Source organism: Rhodocyclus purpureus, from assembly GCF_016653115.1.
Lineage (GTDB): Bacteria > Pseudomonadota > Gammaproteobacteria > Burkholderiales > Rhodocyclaceae > Rhodocyclus > Rhodocyclus purpureus.
This window is the reverse complement of the sequence record NZ_NHRX01000043.1, coordinates 145,992-162,818: the sequence shown is the minus strand read 5'-3', so window position 1 is coordinate 162,818 and position 16,827 is coordinate 145,992. Positions and strand designations below refer to the sequence as shown.

16 protein-coding genes and 1 tRNA gene are annotated in these 16,827 nt (G+C 65.8%); 5 read left to right on the top strand and 12 right to left on the bottom strand.

Annotated elements, in window-relative coordinates; genetic code table 11:
• Positions 1-1,154: 1,154 nt before the first annotated feature.
• From proB to rplU, 4 genes are all read right to left on the bottom strand, one after another.
• Positions 1,155-2,276 (bottom strand): glutamate 5-kinase, encoded by a 1,122-nt coding sequence (gene proB, locus CCR84_RS09205; RefSeq protein WP_201211565.1) that lies wholly within the window; start codon positions 2,274-2,276, stop codon positions 1,155-1,157.
• Positions 2,273-3,397 carry an Obg family GTPase CgtA gene (gene cgtA, locus CCR84_RS09200; RefSeq protein ID WP_201211564.1) on the bottom strand — a complete coding sequence of 375 codons (1,125 nt, stop codon included), beginning with the start codon at positions 3,395-3,397 and terminating at the stop codon, positions 2,273-2,275. Before cgtA ends, proB begins: the two co-directional genes overlap by 4 nt.
• Before the next feature lie 121 nt (positions 3,398-3,518).
• A complete protein-coding gene (rpmA, locus tag CCR84_RS09195; RefSeq protein WP_201211563.1) occupies positions 3,519-3,779 on the bottom strand; it encodes a 50S ribosomal protein L27 in 261 nt (86 codons plus the stop codon).
• 28 nt (positions 3,780-3,807) lie between these two features.
• Positions 3,808-4,119 (bottom strand): 50S ribosomal protein L21, encoded by a 312-nt coding sequence (rplU, locus tag CCR84_RS09190; RefSeq protein ID WP_201211561.1) that lies wholly within the window; start codon positions 4,117-4,119, stop codon positions 3,808-3,810.
• A gap of 266 nt (positions 4,120-4,385) precedes the next feature.
• Here rplU and CCR84_RS09185 point away from each other — a divergent pair, with 266 nt between their 5' ends.
• From CCR84_RS09185 to CCR84_RS09175, 3 genes are all read left to right on the top strand, one after another.
• On the top strand, positions 4,386-5,315 hold the full coding sequence (locus tag CCR84_RS09185; RefSeq protein WP_201211580.1) for a polyprenyl synthetase family protein: 930 nt from the start codon (positions 4,386-4,388) through the stop codon (positions 5,313-5,315).
• Between the two features lie 11 nt (positions 5,316-5,326).
• A tRNA-Pro gene (locus CCR84_RS09180) sits at positions 5,327-5,403 on the top strand.
• Positions 5,404-5,653: 250 nt separating this feature from the next.
• Positions 5,654-8,266, top strand: coding sequence for an ATP-binding protein (locus CCR84_RS09175; RefSeq protein ID WP_201211559.1), 2,613 nt, complete (start codon positions 5,654-5,656; stop codon positions 8,264-8,266).
• 52 nt (positions 8,267-8,318) lie between these two features.
• Here CCR84_RS09175 and modC read toward each other — a convergent pair whose 3' ends face one another.
• From modC to CCR84_RS09135, 8 genes are all read right to left on the bottom strand, one after another.
• Positions 8,319-9,431, bottom strand: coding sequence for a molybdenum ABC transporter ATP-binding protein (gene modC / locus CCR84_RS09170; protein WP_201211557.1), 1,113 nt, complete (start codon positions 9,429-9,431; stop codon positions 8,319-8,321).
• A complete protein-coding gene (gene modB, locus CCR84_RS09165; protein ID WP_201211554.1) occupies positions 9,428-10,099 on the bottom strand; it encodes a molybdate ABC transporter permease subunit in 672 nt (223 codons plus the stop codon). Before modB ends, modC begins: the two co-directional genes overlap by 4 nt.
• Before the next feature lie 83 nt (positions 10,100-10,182).
• On the bottom strand, positions 10,183-10,935 hold the full coding sequence (gene modA, locus CCR84_RS09160) for a molybdate ABC transporter substrate-binding protein (protein WP_201211552.1): 753 nt from the start codon (positions 10,933-10,935) through the stop codon (positions 10,183-10,185).
• A 285-nt stretch (positions 10,936-11,220) separates the two neighbouring features.
• Positions 11,221-13,410 carry a 1,4-alpha-glucan branching protein GlgB gene (glgB, locus tag CCR84_RS09155; protein WP_201211550.1) on the bottom strand — a complete coding sequence of 730 codons (2,190 nt, stop codon included), beginning with the start codon at positions 13,408-13,410 and terminating at the stop codon, positions 11,221-11,223.
• Positions 13,411-13,537: 127 nt separating this feature from the next.
• Positions 13,538-13,678: a hypothetical protein gene (locus CCR84_RS09150; protein WP_201211548.1), complete on the bottom strand. Its 141-nt coding sequence runs from the start codon at positions 13,676-13,678 to the stop codon at positions 13,538-13,540.
• Positions 13,679-13,729: 51 nt separating this feature from the next.
• Positions 13,730-14,107, bottom strand: a complete 378-nt coding sequence (locus CCR84_RS09145) for a type II toxin-antitoxin system VapC family toxin (RefSeq protein ID WP_274610797.1) — start codon at positions 14,105-14,107, stop codon at positions 13,730-13,732.
• 5 nt (positions 14,108-14,112) lie between these two features.
• Positions 14,113-14,319, bottom strand: a complete 207-nt coding sequence (gene vapB / locus CCR84_RS09140) for a type II toxin-antitoxin system VapB family antitoxin (RefSeq protein ID WP_201211544.1) — start codon at positions 14,317-14,319, stop codon at positions 14,113-14,115.
• A gap of 290 nt (positions 14,320-14,609) precedes the next feature.
• Entirely contained in the window at positions 14,610-15,371 is a 762-nt protein-coding gene (locus CCR84_RS09135) for an alpha/beta fold hydrolase (protein ID WP_201211542.1), read from the bottom strand.
• A gap of 51 nt (positions 15,372-15,422) precedes the next feature.
• Between CCR84_RS09135 and CCR84_RS09130 the strand changes: the two genes are divergently transcribed.
• Together CCR84_RS09130 and CCR84_RS09125 are read left to right on the top strand one after the other, a co-directional pair.
• Positions 15,423-15,962 (top strand): superoxide dismutase family protein, encoded by a 540-nt coding sequence (locus tag CCR84_RS09130; RefSeq protein WP_201211540.1) that lies wholly within the window; start codon positions 15,423-15,425, stop codon positions 15,960-15,962.
• Positions 15,963-16,307: 345 nt separating this feature from the next.
• Positions 16,308-16,667 (top strand): DsrE/DsrF/TusD sulfur relay family protein, encoded by a 360-nt coding sequence (locus CCR84_RS09125; RefSeq protein ID WP_201211538.1) that lies wholly within the window; start codon positions 16,308-16,310, stop codon positions 16,665-16,667.
• Positions 16,668-16,827 lie beyond the last annotated feature (160 nt).

Sequence of the window (16,827 nt, the reverse complement as noted above, 5' to 3'; positions counted from 1 at the left end):
CGACCACAGACCCGTCAGCGTCAGAAACTCGATGAAGTACGCCAGTTGCCCCATCGGCGTGGCCGCACTCTCCGCTTCCCAGCGAACCCGAACACGACCTCCTGCCGTCTGCACCCCGGCACACGACCAAAGCATTTCTTGATCCCGCAGACGCTTCAATTTCGATTCACCCATCGGGTGACTCCCTCGATCAACGCAAAACCCATAGCTTGCCAGCCCTTCGGCCGCTCTGCACTTCAGCAACTGAGGTTTTTAGGTTCATTGTTGCCACGGCGCTGGCGCGCTGCGCAATGACGGCAGTGCCAGGAGTGCATGAAGAGGTGCTGAGACCGTAACCGTCATCGCGAGCCCGCAGGGCGTGGCGATCCAGTGCGTAGGACTGTTATCCGATCGTCCGAGCTGGCAGGGACGCGGAAATAGAAGAACGAACTGGATTGCCACGGCGCTACGCGCCTCGCAATGACTTCATTGTTGCCACGGCGCTGGCGCGCCGCGCAATGACGGCAGTGCCAGGAGTGCATGAAGAGGTGCTGAGACCGTAACCGTCATCGCGAGCCCGCAGGGCGTGGCGATCCAGTGCGTAGATACTGTTATCCGATCGTCCGAGCTGGCAGGGACGCGGAAATAGAAGAACGCACTGGATTGCCACGGCGCTGCGCGCCTCGCAATGACTTCATTGTTGCCACGGCGCTGACGCGCCTCGCAATGACGGTAGTGCCAGGAGTGCATGAAGAGGTGCTGAGACCGTAACCGTCATCGCGAGCCCGCAGGGCGTGGCGATCCAGTGCGTAGGACTGTTATCCGATCGTCCGATCTGGCAGGGACGCGGAAATAGAAGAACGCACTGGATTGCCACGGCGCTGCGCGCCTCGCAATGACTTCATTGTTGCCACGGCGCTGGCGCGCTGCGCAATGACGGCAGTGCCAGGAGTGCATGAAGAGGTGCTGAGACCGTAACCGTCATCGCGAGCCCGCAGGGCGTGGCGATCCAGTGCGTAGGACTGTTATCCGATCGCCCGAGCCGGCAGGGACGTAGAAATAGAAGAACGCACTGGATTGCCACGGCGCTACGCGCCTCGCAATGACTTCATTGTTGCCACGGCGCTGGCGCGCTGCGCAATGACGGTGGGTGCGGAATCTTGCCTGCGCGTCCCTCAGCGGTCGATCAGCACCAGGTTGTCGCGGTGGATGAACTCCGGCTCGTCCACGTAGCCGAGGATCGCTTCCAGTTCGTGGCTCGGGTGGCGCGCGATGCGGCGCGCGTCGCCGCTGCCGTAGTTGCACAGCCCGCGCGCGACTTCACGGCCTTCCGGGCTCAGGCAGGCGACCGCGGCACCACGCTCGAAGTCGCCCTCGACCGTGACCACGCCGATCGGCAACAGGCTGCTGCCGCCCTTCAGTGCCGCGACGGCGCCGGCGTCGAGGTGCAGCGTTCCCGCGAGTTGCAGGTGATCGGCCAGCCATTGCTTGCGCGCGGTCAGAGGCTGCGTCTCGGCGACGAGCAGGGTGCCGACCGACTCGCCCTGCGCCAGGCGCGGCAGCACCTCGGCCTCGCGACCGCTGGCGATCACCGTGTGCGCACCGCTGCGCGCGGCGCGCTTGGCGGCGAGCACCTTGGTGATCATGCCGCCCTTGCCGTATTGCGTTCCGGCGCCGCCGGCCATCGTTTCCAGCGCCGCGTCACCGGCCCGCGCCTCGGCGATCAGCGTCGCCGCCGGGTCCTTGCGCGGGTCGGCCGTGTACAGGCCCTGCTGGTCAGTGAGGATGATCAGCGCCTCGGCGACGACCAGATTGGCGACCAGCGCGCCGAGCGTGTCGTTGTCGCCGAACTTGATCTCGTCGGTGACGACCGTGTCGTTCTCGTTGATGATCGGGACGACGCCGAGGCCGAGCAGGGTGGTCAGCGTCGAGCGCGCATTCAGGTAGCGCTTGCGGTCGGCGAGGTCCTCGTGCGTCAGCAGCACCTGCGCCGTCTGCACGCCGTGCGCGGCGAAGGCGCTTTCATAGACCTGCGCCAGGCCCATCTGGCCGACGGCGGCGGCCGCCTGCAGTTCGTGCACGGCACTCGGCCTCTTGCTCCAGCCGAGCCGCTGCATGCCGCAGGCGATCGCGCCCGAGGAGACGAGGACGACTTCGCGGCCGGCGGCGCGCAGGTCGGCGATCTGCCGCGCCCATTCGCCGATGGCGGCGAGGTCGAGCCCCTGGCCGTTGTTGGTGACCAGTGCCGAGCCGACCTTGACCACCAGCCGGTGTGCTTCGACGAGTCGCGTGCTCATGCCTTGCCCTCTCCTTCGCCTCCGGCCGCGTCTTCTTCGGCCGGGGTTTCCACGTCGGCCTCGTCGGCGAAGATCGGCGCCGGGGTGGCGACGGCCGGGGCCGGCGGCGCCAGCTTCTGCAGCGCTTCGTAGAGCGCGTAGATCAGCGGCTTGCAGCCGTCGCCACTGATCGCGCTGATGCAGAAGCAGGGCGTGTCGGGATCGCCGTAGGCTTCGCGGAAGGCGCCGATCCGCTTCTCGCGCTCTTCCTCGGGGATCAGGTCGATCTTGTTCAGCACCAGCCAGCGCGGACGCTGGGCCAGCTGCGGGTCGTACTTTTCGAGTTCGGCGACGATCGCCTTGGCGTCATGCACGGGGTCGGCTTCCGGGTCGGGCGGTGCCAGGTCGACGATGTGCAACAGCACGCGCGTGCGTTCCAGGTGCTTCAGGAAGCGCACGCCGAGGCCGGCGCCGTCGGCGGCGCCCTCGATCAGCCCGGGGATGTCGGCGATGACGAAGCTCTTGTTCTCGGCGACGCGGACGACGCCGAGGTTCGGGTGCAGCGTCGTGAACGGGTAGTCGGCGACCTTCGGCTTGGCCGCCGACACGGCGCGGATGAAGGTACTCTTGCCGGCGTTGGGCAGCCCGAGCAGGCCGACGTCGGCGAGCACGCGCAACTCGATCTTCAGGTCGCGTTCCTCGCCGGGTTCGCCCTTGGTGCATTGGCGCGGTGCGCGGTTCACGCTCGACTTGAAGTGGATGTTGCCGAGCCCGCCCTTGCCGCCCTTGGCGATGAGTACGCGCTTGCCGTCCTGGTCGAGGTCGGCGATGATCTCGCCGCTGGTCATGTCGGCGATCACCGAGCCGACCGGGAGGCGCAGCACGATGTCGTCGCCGCCCTTGCCGTAGCAGTCGGCCGAGCCACCGTTCTCGCCACGCTGCGCGATGAACTTGCGCGTGTAGCGGTACTCGACCAGCGTGTTGATGTTGCGGTCGGCGACCGCGTAGACGCTGCCGCCGCGACCGCCGTCGCCGCCGTCGGGGCCGCCCATCGGCACGTATTTCTCGCGCCGGAACGAGGCGATGCCGTTGCCTCCGTCGCCCGCGGCAACGAATATCTTCGCTTCGTCGATGAATTTCATGGGTGAGTCCCCGGTGTCTGGTTCAAGTAGAAACTAAAAAGCCCTATCGCGAGGATAGGGCTTTTCAGCGGAGGTGCTGCAAGGGTGCAACGACGCCTGTGAGCGTCCGCGCGAGCCTTGATCAGGCGGCCGGGACGATGCTCACGGTGCGGCGACGCTTCTCGCCCTTGATCGCGAACGCGACGCGGCCTTCGACCAGCGCGAACAGCGTGTGGTCCTTGCCGATGCCGACGTTTTCGCCCGGGTGGAACTCGGTGCCGCGCTGGCGAACGATGATGTTGCCGGCAGCGACCAGCTGGCCACCGTAGCGCTTCACGCCAAGGCGTTTCGATTCTGAGTCGCGGCCGTTACGCGAACTACCGCCTGCTTTTTTGTGTGCCATTTTTCAGATTCCTCTCTATCAGCAGCGATTACGCCGCGATGCCGTCGATGCGGATCTCGGTGTAGTTCTGGCGATGGCCCTGATTCTTCCGGTAGTGCTTGCGACGACGCATCTTGAAGATCTTGACCTTGTCGTGGCGGCCCTGAGCGAGGACGGTTGCCTTGACCGAGGCGCCAGCGACGAGCGGGGCGCCGATCTTCACCGACTCACCTTCACCTACCATGAGGATCTGGTCGATCGTGATTTCTGCGCCAACTTCTGCCGGTATCTGTTCTATTTTCAATTTTTCGCCAGCGGCAACGCGATACTGCTTGCCACCGGTTTTTATGACCGCGTACATGTTGGACTCCAATGAATGGAACGAAGTGAAACGAACCGTGCATTATACGCATTCGTCCAGCTGCGTCAAAGGTTTCGCTGCCTTGCGCGCGGCGACCTCGCTCCCGGCCCGGCCGCGTCTGCTGCGGGCGCACAGGCAGGCCGGGCGCGCTGCGCTCGGTTCAACTTGACGCTACCCCCTGCGGCGCCTAACATCTGTCGGTTTTTTTGCCAAGGCGTTTCCCGGTGAAGCTGGAAGAACAGTTCTACAGTCTGATCAAAGCGGACATGCAGGCCGTCGATGCGGTCATCCGTGCCCGACTGTATTCGGACGTCGTCCTCGTGCGTCAGGTCGCCGAGTACATCATTCAGGGCGGCGGCAAGCGCATGCGGCCGGCACTCGTCCTGCTCGGCGCCGGGGCGCTCGGCTACCAGGGCGACCTGCAGCACAAGCTCGCCGCCGTCGTCGAGTTCATCCATACCGCGACGCTGCTGCACGACGACGTGGTCGACGAATCCGAACTGCGCCGCGGTCGCGAGACGGCCAACTCCGCCTTCGGCAACGCCGCCAGCGTGCTCGTCGGCGACTTTCTCTACTCGCGTGCGTTCGAGATGATGACCGAGATCGGCGACCTGCGCGTGATGCGCGTGATGTCGGAAGCCACCGTCGTCATCTCCGAAGGCGAGGTGATGCAGCTGATGAACTGTCACGACAGCGACGTCGATGAGGGGCGCTACCTGCAGGTGATCCGCTCGAAGACGGCCAAGCTGTTCGCCGCCGCCGCGCAGATCGGCGGCATCGTCGGCGGCGCTTCGCCCGAGGTCGAGCAGGCGCTCGCCACCTTCGGCATGCACCTCGGCACTGCCTTCCAACTCGCCGACGACATCCTCGACTACTCGGGCAACGAGGACGAGACCGGCAAGCACCTGGGTGATGACCTCGCCGAAGGCAAGCCGACCCTGCCCCTGATCTACGTCATGCAGCATGGCAACGCCGAGCAGGCGGCGTGTGTGCGCGCGGCGATCGAGACGGGCGGCCGTGAATCCTTCCCGGGCGTGCTCGCCGCGATCCGCGCCACCGGCGCGCTCGAGTACGCACAGAAGGCGGCGCGCGCCGAAGCCGAACTCGCCGTTCGCGCACTCGACGTCTTACCCCCTTCCCTTTACAAAGATTCGCTGGTAGAATTGCCATCTTTCGCTGCTGCAAGAAAATTCTAGCGACAGCAAGTCGGGGTGTAGCTCAGCCTGGTAGAGTACTGCGTTCGGGACGCAGGAGTCGGAGGTTCGAATCCTCTCACCCCGACCAACAATTCAAAAAACCGCCTCTCGGGGCGGTTTTTTATTGCCTGTCCTTGCTGCAGCGCAGCGCGTGGGCTATCCGCAGGAATGCTGTCCCGGGCGCACGCTGCGCTTGCCACTCGACTTCGTCGACGAAACGGTGGCAAGATCGCGACCGGCGGAGACTGCCCTGCGTATTCTCGTGACGATTCCGTCGCGAATCGGGGCGATTCCGACCGCCACCCGAATCTCCATCAGCCACACCGAGGCTTTGCCTGATGACCGAGGCCGCAGTCCACGCTAACATTCCGGCAAGGCCATGGTCGGGAAAGTTCCTGACCCGAAGTTATTTCAACCCGATCGCCACGCTGGTCGTCCTGCTGTCGCTGCTGGCCAGCGCGCTTTACTGGTGGCAACTGACGAGTTCGGCCGATCGCCTGCGCGCCGAGACCATTGCCCAGGCCGAATTTCGCGCCAGTCAGCTCAACGGCGCCGTGGCCGACGAGATCGCGATGTTGTTCCACAACGTCGACTTTGCGGCGAGGGAGTTGTCCGCGCGCTACGTACCGGGCCGCGTGCAGGATTTTGCCGCCGAGGTGCGCGAGGTCGAGGAAAGACTCCCCGAACGTGCGCTGCTCCAGGTGGCCGTGATCGACCCCGACGGCTACCTATCCTATTCGAGCCTCGGCATGAAGGAGCGCGTCTTCCTCGGCGATCGCGAGCACTTCAAGGTCCATCTCGGCAGCACCGGGGACCAGTTGTTCATCAGCAAGCCGGTGCTCGGCCGGGTGTCCCGCGAATGGAGCATCCAGTTCACCCGCCCGATAAGGCGTAACGGCAAGTTCCTCGGCGTGGTCGTGCTGTCGGTGGCGCCGTCCTATCTGCAGCAGGCGCTCGTCTCGCTGACGCTGGCCTCCGACGACTCGATCTCCATCTTTCGTGCCAGCGGCGAGTATCTGGCGCGTAACCGGGATCATGAAGCCCTGCTCGGCAAATCCTTCGGACCCGACCGCCCGTTCGTCGGAGAGACGGTCCCTGCCACCGGATCGTTCCGGGCGCCGGCGAATTACGACCAGGTGCACCGGATCTATCGCTGGCAGCGCTTGCGCGACTACCCGGTCACGATCGTCCTCGGACTCAGCGAACAGAGCGTGCTCAGACCGGTCGAAGCGGTCATCGCGCAGGATCGGCGCAGCGCACTGATCGGTACCAGCCTGCTCTGGGTCTTCAGCCTCGGCCTCGTCTTTCTCCTGGCGCGGATGACCCGGCAGCAGCAACTGGTCCTCGAAAACGGCACGCAACTGCGGCTGATGACCGACAGCGTCAAGGATTACGCGATCATCATGATCGATGGCAGCGGACGGGTCGTCTCATGGAACGAAGGGGCGCGGCGACTCAAGGGCTACGACGCCGACGAGATCCTCGGCGCGCCGATGGCGCGCTTCCATACGCCGGAAGACGTCGCGGCCGGCAGGCCCGGGCAGATCATCGCGGCCGCCGTGCGCGACGGCCGTTGCGAGGACGCGGGCTGGCGCGTGCGCAAGGACGGCAGCCGCTTCTATGCGGACGTCGCCCTCTCGGCGATGCGCGACAGCGCCGGCCGCCTGGTCGGCCTGGTCAACATCACCCGCGACATCACCGAAAGAAACGAGCAGCAGTTGCAGCTCAGGCGCGCCAAGGAGGCCGCCGAGGCCGCCAGCGTCGCCAAGAGCCGCTTTCTCGCCACCATCAGCCACGAACTGCGCACGCCGATGAACGGCATCCTCGGCATGGCGCAGGTGTTGCTGATGCCCGGCGTGAGCGAGGCCGAGCGTGCCAACTGCGCGCGCACGATCCTCGATTCGGGGCAGACGCTGCTCGGTCTGCTCAACGACATCCTCGACCTGTCGAAGGCCGAGGCGAACAGGATCGAACTGGAGCCCACCGTTTTCGATCCGGCCGCGCTGCTCGACGAGATCAGGCGGCTGTACGGCGAGCCCGCAGCGCGCAAGAAGCTGTCCATCGATGCGGCCTGGAACGGTCCGGGCGGGCAGCCTTATGTCGGCGACGCCCAGCGCCTGCGCCAGATGCTCGCCAACCTGGTGAACAATGCGATCAAGTTCACCGAGCGCGGCGCAGTACGCATCGCGGCGCGCGAACTGTCACGCGACGAGCACGGTGCGCTGCTCGAATTCGAGGTTGTCGACACCGGGATCGGCATCCCCGCCGACAAGCAGTCGCTGATGTTTCAGCCGTTCACTCAGGTGGACAGCTCGACGACGCGGCAATACGGCGGCAGCGGCCTCGGCCTGTCGATCGTGCACCGGCTGGCGCTGCTGATGGGCGGTGAGGTCGGCGTGGACAGCCGCTTCGGGCAGGGATCGCGTTTCTGGTTCCGCGTTCGCGTGGCGCTGCCGGACGTCGACGCGAAGAGCACGCCGGCCAGCCCGGCCGGGCCGGGCGAAGCGTTCGTCCCCCGCGCAGCCTCGTCGGCGCGCGTGCTGGTGGTCGAGGATAACGCGGTCAATCGCCGGGTGGTCGAGGCCATGCTGACCCGTTTCGGGCTGAGCGTTTGCATGGCCGAGGACGGCCGGCAGGGCTTCGATTGTCTCCTGCGCGGCGAGATGCCGGACCTCGTGCTGATGGACGTGCAGATGCCGGTGATGGACGGTTATGCCGCGACCCGCGCCATCCGTCTGTGGGAGGCGGAGCATGGTCGTCGGCGCCTGCCGATCGTCGCCCTGACTGCCGATGCCTTCGAGAAGGATCGCCAGGATTGCCTGGCCGCGGGGATGGACGATTTTCTCACCAAGCCACTCGCCATCGACAAGCTGGCCGCGGTGCTCGAGAAATGGCTGCCGGGCGGAACGATCTCCCCGCAGGGCGCCCGGGGCCGCATCGCCGCGGGCTGAAGACCCGGACGCTCGCGGCCGGCGAAGGCCGGGGGGGCCGGCTCGGCGCGGCTCAGCCGATCAGCGCGACCGCCTTGATCTGTGCCCAGACCGGCATTCCCGGCGCGAGGCCCAGCCAGGCGACGGAACGCCGCGTGAGGCGGGCGAGAATGGCCGAGCTTCCTGCTCCGGCCGGTTCGGGGGCGTTCTCGGGCGTTGCTGCGCCGGCATGCAGCCTGATCAGCGCCAGCGCGGGGTCGGCTTCGTCGCCGATTTCCGCCACCCTGGCCGGCAGCGTGTTCATGATGCTGCTGCCCTCGTGCCGCTCCAGCGTGATGCTGACGTCGCGTGCGAGGATGCGCACGCGCACGCGACTGCCGATGGTGTGGCCACTGTCGCGTACCCACAGTTCGCCGCCGGGAAAGTCGACGCGCGCCAGACTCCATTGCCGGTCGCGTTCGACGACGACGGCGTCGAGCACCACGCCGGCGTCTTCACCCAGGCGGATCGGCAGGTCGACGCGCGCGAGCGTCTCGGCCAGCGGCCCCTGGGCAAGGATGCGGCCGGCGTCGAGGACGACGAGGTGGTCGGCCAGCCGCGCCACCTCGTCGGCGGCGTGGCTGACGTAGAGCACCGGGATGTCGAGCGTGTCGCGCAGGTTTTCCAGGTAGGGCAGGATCTCGTTGCGGCGCGCGAGGTCGAGCGCCGCCAGGGGCTCGTCCATCAGCAGCAGCTGCGGACCGCTGAGCAGCGCGCGGGCGATGGCGACGCGCTGGCCTTCGCCGCCGGAGAGGCGCTCTGGCTTGCGTTCGAGCAAGGCGCTGATGCCGAGCAGTTCGACGATGCGTTCGCGGTCGACGCGAGCGGCGGCGGCACCGGCGCGCCTGGCCCCGTAATCGAGGTTGCCGCGCACCGTCAGGTGCGCGAACAGGTTGGCCTGCTGGAAGACGTAGCCGAGCGGGCGTCGGTGGGTCGGCACGAACGCCTTGCCGTCCTGCCAGGTCTCGCCGTTCACGATCAGGCGCGCATCCGGCCAGCGTTCGAGACCGGCGATCGCGCGCAGCAGCGTCGTCTTGCCCGAGCCCGAGGGCCCGAACAGCGCGCTGACGCCGCGCCCCGGCAGTTCGAGGTCGGCGGCGAGCGCGAAACCGGGGTAGGTGATCCGGAAGCGGGCGTCGATGCTCATGGCGAGCGCCTCCAGTTGCGCCCGTTCACCGCGAGCAGGACGATGAAGGAGAAGACGAGCATGCCGCCGGCGAGCCAGTGCGCCTCGCCGTATTCGAGCGCCTCGACGTGGTTGTAGATCGCCATCGACAGCACCTGCGTCTGTCCCGGGATGTTGCCACCGATCATCAGCACGACGCCGAATTCGCCGATCGTATGCGCGAAGCCGAGGATCGCCGCGGTGAGGAAGCCGGGCCGCGCCAGCGGCAGCGCGACGCTGAAGAAGGCGTCGAGCGGCGACGCGCGCAGGGTCGCCGCGGCTTCCAGCGGCCGCTCGCCGATCGCCGCGAAAGCCTGCTGCAGCGGCTGGACGACGAAGGGCAGCGAGTAGATCACCGATGCGACGACCAGGCCGGCGAAGGTGAAGGGCAGCAGACCGAGTCCCAGCGCCTGCGTCAGCTTGCCGAGCGGGCCTTCCTGCCCGAGCAGCACCAGGAGGTAGAAGCCGAGCACCGCCGGCGGCAGCACCAGCGGCAGCGTCACCAGCGCGGCGATCGGCCCCTTCAGCCAGTGCCGGGTGCGCGCCAGCCACCAGGCGATCGGCGTTCCGATCAGCAGCAGGATCAGCGTGGTCAGTCCGGCCAGCCGCAGCGTCAGCCAGACGGCGTCGACATCGGCGGCACTCAGCATGCGTCAATGCTCATGGAAGGTCTCACATCGGTGCACTGTAACGCGCCGACGTCCGCGGAAGATGGGTTCTCCTGCGCGCAAGCTCAGAATTCGTAACCGTAGGTCTTCATCACCGCGCGCGCCTTCTCACCGCGCAGGTACTTCAGCAGCGCTTCTGCCGCGGGCTTGTCCTTGCCCCTGGCGAGCAGGATCGCGTCCTGGCGGATCGCCTGATAAAGGCTGGCGGGAACGATCCACCCCGAGCCTTCGCCGATCTTGCCGTCCCTGATTACTTGCGACAGCGCGACGAAGCCGAGTTCGGCGTTGCCGGTGGCGACGAACTGCCAGGCTTGCGCGATGTTCTCGGCAGTGACGAACTTCGGCTGCACGGCGTCAAGCACGCCGAGTGCGCGCAAGGTGTCGACGCCGGCCGCGCCGTAGGGCGCGAGCTTGGGATTGGCCAGCGACAGGTGCTGGAACTCGTTCTTCTTCAGGACTTCGCCCTTGTCGTCGACGTAGCCTTCCTTCTTGCTCCACAGCACGAGTTTGCCGATCGCGTAGGTGAAACGGCTGCCGGCGACGCCGTCGCCTTCCTTTTCCAGTCTGGCCGGCGTCTCGTCGTCGGCGGCGAGGAGGACTGCGAAGGGGGCGCCGGCCTTGATCTGCGCGTAGAACTTGCCGGTCGAACCGAACGCGGGAACGAGCTTGTGCCCGGTCTCCTTCTCGAAGTCGGCGGCGATCTGCTTGAGCGGCGCGGTGAAGTTGGCAGCGACGGCAATCGGCAGTTCGTCGGCATTGGCGCCGGCGGAAACGACGAACAGCGCGCAGAGGGTGCAGGCGAGACGGCTAAGCTTCATGAGGCACTGGCTTTTCGCGAAGAGTCGGCCAAACGTCAAACATTGGGGGTCAGGTCTCGAATTGTTGCATCGATCGCCGCCCGATCCTGCACGCTGCCGGCCATGGGCGGCCACAACGCGCCGCCATCGCTCGGCGAGCAAGCTCGACCCGCGCATGGGACGACACGATCGCTGCATTTTGCCCTTTCCGCCCCGCCGGTGATAGACGCCAGGGGAGGGGCCGGGGGCGAACCCCGGCGCCGCGGAATGTTCAGGGGGCCATGAACAGCGCCGAGCCCAAGATCCTCAGTGCGCTTCCCCAAGGTAGCGCAGAACGATGGCGCCGAGCGGCGGCAGCGTCAGCGACAGCGACCAGGGGCGGTTCATCCAGCCGATTTCCGCCGCCAGCAGGGGCGCCGTGCCGTTGCCGACGTTGCTGCCGCCGTAGAAGGCCGAGTCGCTGTTGAGCACCTCCTGGTAGGCGCCCTGGCGCGGGACGCCGATGCGGTAATTGTCGCGCGGGACCGGCGTGAAATTCACCACGACCAGCGCCACCTCGTCGTCCTCGCCCTTGCGCAGGAAGCTGATGACCGACTGTTCCGAATCGTTGCAGTCGATCCACTCGAAGCCCTGCCAGTCGAACTCGTTGCGATGGAGCGCCGGCGACGAGCGGTACAGATGGTTGAGGTCCCTGACCAGGCGCTGCATGCCGCGGTGCAGCGGGTAGTCGAGCACGTACCAGTCGAGCACGCCGGCGCTGTTCCACTCGATACCCTGGGCGAACTCGGTGCCCATGAAGAGCAGCTTCTTGCCCGGGTGGGCGAACTGATAGACGTAGAGGCTACGCAGGTTGGCATGGCGCTGCCACTCGTCGCCCGGCATCTTGTTCAACATCGATCCCTTGCCATGAACGACTTCGTCATGGGAGAAGGGCAGCATGAAGTTCTCGCTGAACGCGTAGAGCATGCTGAAGGTCAGCAGGTTGTGGTGGTACTTGCGGTGAATCGGGTCCTGCGCCATGTAGCGCAGGGTGTCGTTCATCCAGCCCATGTTCCACTTGAGGTCGAAGCCGAGGCCGCCGAGCCAGGTCGGCCGGCTGACCTGCGGCCACGAGGTCGATTCCTCGGCGATCATCAGGATGCCGGGGCACTGGTCATGGGTCGCGACGTTGAGTTCCCTGAGGAAGTCGATCGCGAACAGGTTCTCGCGTCCGCCGAAGCGGTTGGGTATCCACTCGCCTTCCCGGCGCGAATAGTCGAGGTAGAGCATCGAGGCGACCGCGTCGACGCGCAGCCCGTCGACGTGCATGTCCTCGAGCCAGAAGATCGCGCTCGAGAGCAGGAAGCTCTTCACCTCGTTGCGCCCGTAGTTGAAGATCAGCGTCGACCAGTCCTTGTGCTCGCCGAGGCGCGGGTCGGCGTGCTCGTAGAGCTCGGTGCCGTCGAAGCGGGCGAGACCATGCGCGTCCTTCGGGAAGTGCGCGGGCACCCAGTCGAGCAGGACGCCGATGCCCCGGCGGTGGCAGAGGTCGACGAAATGGCGGAAGTCGTCGGGATCACCGAAGCGGCTGGTCGGCGCGAAGTAGCCGGTGACCTGGTAACCCCAGGACGGGTCGAACGGATGCTCGGTGATCGGCAGCAGCTCGACATGCGTGAAACCCATGTCGACGACGTAGTCGATGAGGCGCTCTGCCAGTTCGCGGTAACCGAGGAATTCGCCCTCGGCACCGCGCTGCCACGATCCCGGATGCACTTCGTAGACCGACATCGGCCGCTGCTGCCAGTCGTGTGCGCGGCGTTCCTGCATCCAGGCGTCGTCACCCCAGGCGTAGCTGCTGCGCCCGGCGACGAGCGAGCCCGTGCGCGGACGCAGTTCGAAGCGCTGTCCGTAGGGGTCGGCCTTGAGCGCGATGGCGCCGCTGTGCAGGTTGCGGATTTCGTACTTGTAGACATGCCCGGGCTCCAAGTCGGGGATGAACAGCTCCCAGACGCCGCTGCCGCCGCGGACGCGCATCGGGTGGCGCCTGCCGTCCCAGCGATTGAAGTCGCCGACGACGCTGACCCGTTCCGCATTCGGCGCCCACACGGCGAACAGCACGCCGCCGATGCCGTCGACCTCGTGCTCGTGCGCGCCGAGGAAGCGATGCGCGTGGCGGTGGCGTCCTTCGGCGAAGAGGTGCAGGTCGAGGTCGCCCAACTGCGGCAGGAAGGTATAGGGGTCGCGCGCGATGTGTTCGCGATGGGCGTCGTCCCGCCAGATCAGGCTGTAATGCAGCGGCAGCCCCTTGCCGTCGCCGCGCCACTCGAAGAGGTCCGTTCCGGGATGACGCGCCAGCGGCTGTCCGCCCTCGGCGATCCTGACTTCGGCAGCGAAGGGGATGTGCGCGCGAACGACCACTTGGCCAGCCTCCTCGTGTCGGCCGAGGACTGCAAACGGGTCGTGGTGACGCGCTTCGCGGATGCGCTGCAGTTCGGCTTCGGTGGGATTTTTCGTCATGCGATCTTCCTGTTCGTCTGGTCGGGCTGCGCAGTGTCGGCAAGTTCGGACGCGCCGAACCGCCTCGTCCCGATCATAACAAGATATTGTTACAGTTGATCACATCGGCATTTTTTGCGCGATCGGCTCATGCCCGGTCGATGAACGCCGTCAGCGCCTGCAGCACCTCCGCTTCCCGATCGCGCTGCGGCGTGTGCCCGCAGTGTTCGAGCTTGAGCAGGCAGGACCTCTGCAGCGTGTAGCGATCCTTGCCGCTTTTTCCACACACTACCAGGATGCACATCCGGTCGGGAACGCTGTTTGTGGCGTCCGAATGTGCTTACGACCAAAGCTTCTTCACGGGGTAACTCTCAAAAGCACTGTCGGCACTGACCAAGGTATAACCCTTTGCGATGGCTTGTGCGATGAGCAGCCGATCAAAAGGATCTCGATGGTGAAAAGGCAAGTCTTCAAGGATGTCGAGCGCATCAATGTCAATTGGCAGCCAGCTAAAGGCATTTTGCTGGCGTTGTTGCTCCACGAAACGCGCGGCTCGCTCCGGCAATCGAAGCTTGCCAAGGCTGGTCTTGATCGAGATTTCCCATGCGCTGGCAGCACTGATCCAGACGGAATTCCCCGGGTCGCGAATGGCTTCATTGGCGCGTGACGGAATCAATTCGCCATTGGTCCACCACAGGAACACGTGGGTATCAAGCAGCTAATTCATTGGTAAGTCTTGAAGTCATCCAGAGGCGCATCGAAATCATCCGCTATCCAGATCGATCCTTTGGCACTGCCGGGCTGGCGCGGTGGCTTCGACTCAGTTACGGACCGTTTGGACTCCAGGAACTGAAGGAAGTCGAAGACTTCGGCAGCAACCGATTCCGGCAGTTGTCTCAAGTGCTGGTAAACCAGTTCGGCGTGGGTCACGGCAGTTCTCCGGTAAAGGCGCGTCTTTCTTGGGTAAAAAGATTCTCGGCAACGACGTCGTAAGCTATCCGCCGCAAGTCTTTTCGTAAGAACCGCGCAGATTCCTCAGCGAGGGTGACGCGAACCTGCGCAGAGACTTCTCGCGAAGAGCTTAAGCCAAGAGATCGGATTCATGCAAACATGCTTTTCTGTAAGTGTAGAGAAAACGTCCGACCAGCTGTCTACACGTCCCATTTTGGATTCTTTCCTCGTGCCAGACCGCTTGCGCTCGCCAACGACCACCGCCGCGATCAGATCCCCGCGACGAACTCCCGCATTGCTCGCAGCACCGCCGCTTCCTGATCGCGCTGCGGCGTGTGCCCACAGTTCTTCAGTTTCAGCAATTGCGTTCCCGGCACGCGGGCGGCGATCGCGTCGATCTGCCGCATCGTCGCGTATTCGTCGCCCTCGCCCTGAATCGCCAGCAGCGGGCAGCGGATTTTCGGCAGGGTGTCCTCGATGTTCCAGTCGCGGAATTCGGGCGACAGCCAGATGTCGCTCCAGCGCCTGAAGACCTGCTCGGTGCGCGCGCCGTGGTAGCGCGCCAGCCTGCGCGGGAAATCGGTCGTCTCCCAGGTCCTGCACGCGGCACGGATTCCGGCGAGGGTTTCCTCTTCGACGAAGAGGTGCGGAGCCAGTACCGCGACGCCGAGCGGTACTTCAGGGAAGGCGCCGGCGAAGATCAGCGCGATGCTGGCGCCGTCGCTGTGGCCGATGAGGACGGGACGTTCGATGCCGAGGGCTGCGAGGAGCGCGGGCAGGGCTTCTTCGCCCTCGCGCTGCAGGTAGCCTGGCGTCCAGCGTTCCGCCGAGGCCTGCGATCCGCCGTAGCCTTCACGCGACCAGAGGACGACGCGGCATCCGGTCGCTGCGGCGAGTTTCTGCGGGAAAGCCCGCCACATGGCGACGCAGCCGAGGCCCTCGTGCAGCAGCAACAGGGTCGGGCGACCGGCAACGGCGGCCGGCAGGTCCACGTATTCGAGACGCAGATCATTGACGACGATGTGTTTCATGATGTCCGGAAAAATTGTTTATCATGGGCGTAACAACCCGGAGGAAATGCCATGCACAAGTCCATGACCCCTGCCACGATCCTCGCCCTCACCCTGATCGCCGCCGGCTGCGCTTCGAGCGCAGGTCCGGGCCCGGGTTCCGGCAAGCAGCCGTCGGCCCAGGCCTTGCTCGCGCCGACCCAGGGCAGCCGCGCCGGAGGCAGCGTCAGCTTCGTCCAGCAGGACGACGCATTGCTGGTCACGGCGCGCGTGTCGGGCCTGACCCAGGGTCTGCACGGATTCCATATCCACGAGAAGGGCGACTGCAGTGCGCCCGACGCCAGCAGCGCGGGCGGTCACTATAACCCCGCGGCAACGAAACACGGCAATCCGCAGGCGGGCGAGCACCACGCTGGCGACCTGCCGATGCTCGAGGCCGACGCCAGCGGCAACGCGACGCTCAGCGTCAAGTTGCGGGGGCTCAGTCTCGACGATACCGGGCACAACATCGTCGGCCGCTCGCTGGTCGTGCATGCCGGTGCCGACGATTACACGAGCCAGCCGGCCGGCAATTCCGGGCCGCGCGTTGCCTGCGGCGTGATCGTGCGCTAACGATCGTGGCGAGTCGTGGCCACCCTTGGGCATGAAACGCAGCCATTCGCTTGAATCACGTTCATTGCGAGGCGCGTAGCGCCGTGGCCATCCAGTTCGTTCTTTCGCGGCCTCACCAACTCTGGCGACCCGACAGCAGCCCTTGTAATGGATCGCCACGCCCTTCGGGCTCGCGATGACGGGCTGACGCAGCACCGGCCGCTCGTGGGACGGCCGGCAGGCCCGAATCGAGGATAGCCCCGGCTGCTGTTTCACGGTAAGGTGATCGGGCAGCCAGCAGCTGACCCGGGTGCCTGCCGACGTTCCCGTCCAGCACTCTTTTCCTCTCGCTCAGGAAGCAAAACCATGCAGAAGATTCTCATCATCATCCACGCGCCGCCCTACGGCAGCGAGCGCTGTCTGTCGGCATTGCGTCTGGCGACCGCGCTGCTTGCCGCCGACGGCGAAACTCCGGAAGTGCAGGTCTTCCTGATGTCGGACGCGACCGTGCTGGCGCTGCCCAATCAGTCCGACGGCAGCGGCGGCAAGGGCCTGCAGGCGATGGTCGAGGAACTGGTGCGCAATGGCGTGCCGATCCGCATCTGCCGCACCTGCGCGCTGAACCGCGGCCTCGTCGACCTGCCGCTGATCCCGGGGACGAGCATCGCCACGCTGGTCGACCTGGCGCAGGCGACGCTCGCCGCCGACAAGGTGATCACCTTCTGATCAGGAACGCTCGCGCTGCACCGACCTTTCGTGGAAGGGCCGGCAGGCCCGAAGCGAAGATATTGCACGGTGCAGTTTCAAGCTGACCGTCGTGGCGAGTTGCGCCACCCCGAAGCATGAAACGCGTCGCTGCCGTCATTGCGAGGCGCGCAGCGCCGTG

What these genes read in the sequence shown, in the direction of transcription:
- CCR84_RS09175 (WP_201211559.1), top strand. Translation starts at nt 5,654, where the DNA reads ATGACCGAGGCCGCAGTCCACGCTAACATTCCGGCAAGGCCATGGTCG.
- glgB (WP_201211550.1), bottom strand. Translation starts at nt 13,410, where the DNA reads ATGACGAAAAATCCCACCGAAGCCGAACTGCAGCGCATCCGCGAAGCG.
- proB (WP_201211565.1), bottom strand. Translation starts at nt 2,276, where the DNA reads ATGAGCACGCGACTCGTCGAAGCACACCGGCTGGTGGTCAAGGTCGGC.
- CCR84_RS09185 (WP_201211580.1), top strand. Translation starts at nt 4,386, where the DNA reads ATGCAGGCCGTCGATGCGGTCATCCGTGCCCGACTGTATTCGGACGTC.
- modB (WP_201211554.1), bottom strand. Translation starts at nt 10,099, where the DNA reads ATGCTGAGTGCCGCCGATGTCGACGCCGTCTGGCTGACGCTGCGGCTG.
- modC (WP_201211557.1), bottom strand. Translation starts at nt 9,431, where the DNA reads ATGAGCATCGACGCCCGCTTCCGGATCACCTACCCCGGTTTCGCGCTC.
- rpmA (WP_201211563.1), bottom strand. Translation starts at nt 3,779, where the DNA reads ATGGCACACAAAAAAGCAGGCGGTAGTTCGCGTAACGGCCGCGACTCA.
- rplU (WP_201211561.1), bottom strand. Translation starts at nt 4,119, where the DNA reads ATGTACGCGGTCATAAAAACCGGTGGCAAGCAGTATCGCGTTGCCGCT.
- CCR84_RS09125 (WP_201211538.1), top strand. Translation starts at nt 16,308, where the DNA reads ATGCAGAAGATTCTCATCATCATCCACGCGCCGCCCTACGGCAGCGAG.
- CCR84_RS09130 (WP_201211540.1), top strand. Translation starts at nt 15,423, where the DNA reads ATGCACAAGTCCATGACCCCTGCCACGATCCTCGCCCTCACCCTGATC.
- CCR84_RS09135 (WP_201211542.1), bottom strand. Translation starts at nt 15,371, where the DNA reads ATGAAACACATCGTCGTCAATGATCTGCGTCTCGAATACGTGGACCTG.
- cgtA (WP_201211564.1), bottom strand. Translation starts at nt 3,397, where the DNA reads ATGAAATTCATCGACGAAGCGAAGATATTCGTTGCCGCGGGCGACGGA.
- modA (WP_201211552.1), bottom strand. Translation starts at nt 10,935, where the DNA reads ATGAAGCTTAGCCGTCTCGCCTGCACCCTCTGCGCGCTGTTCGTCGTT.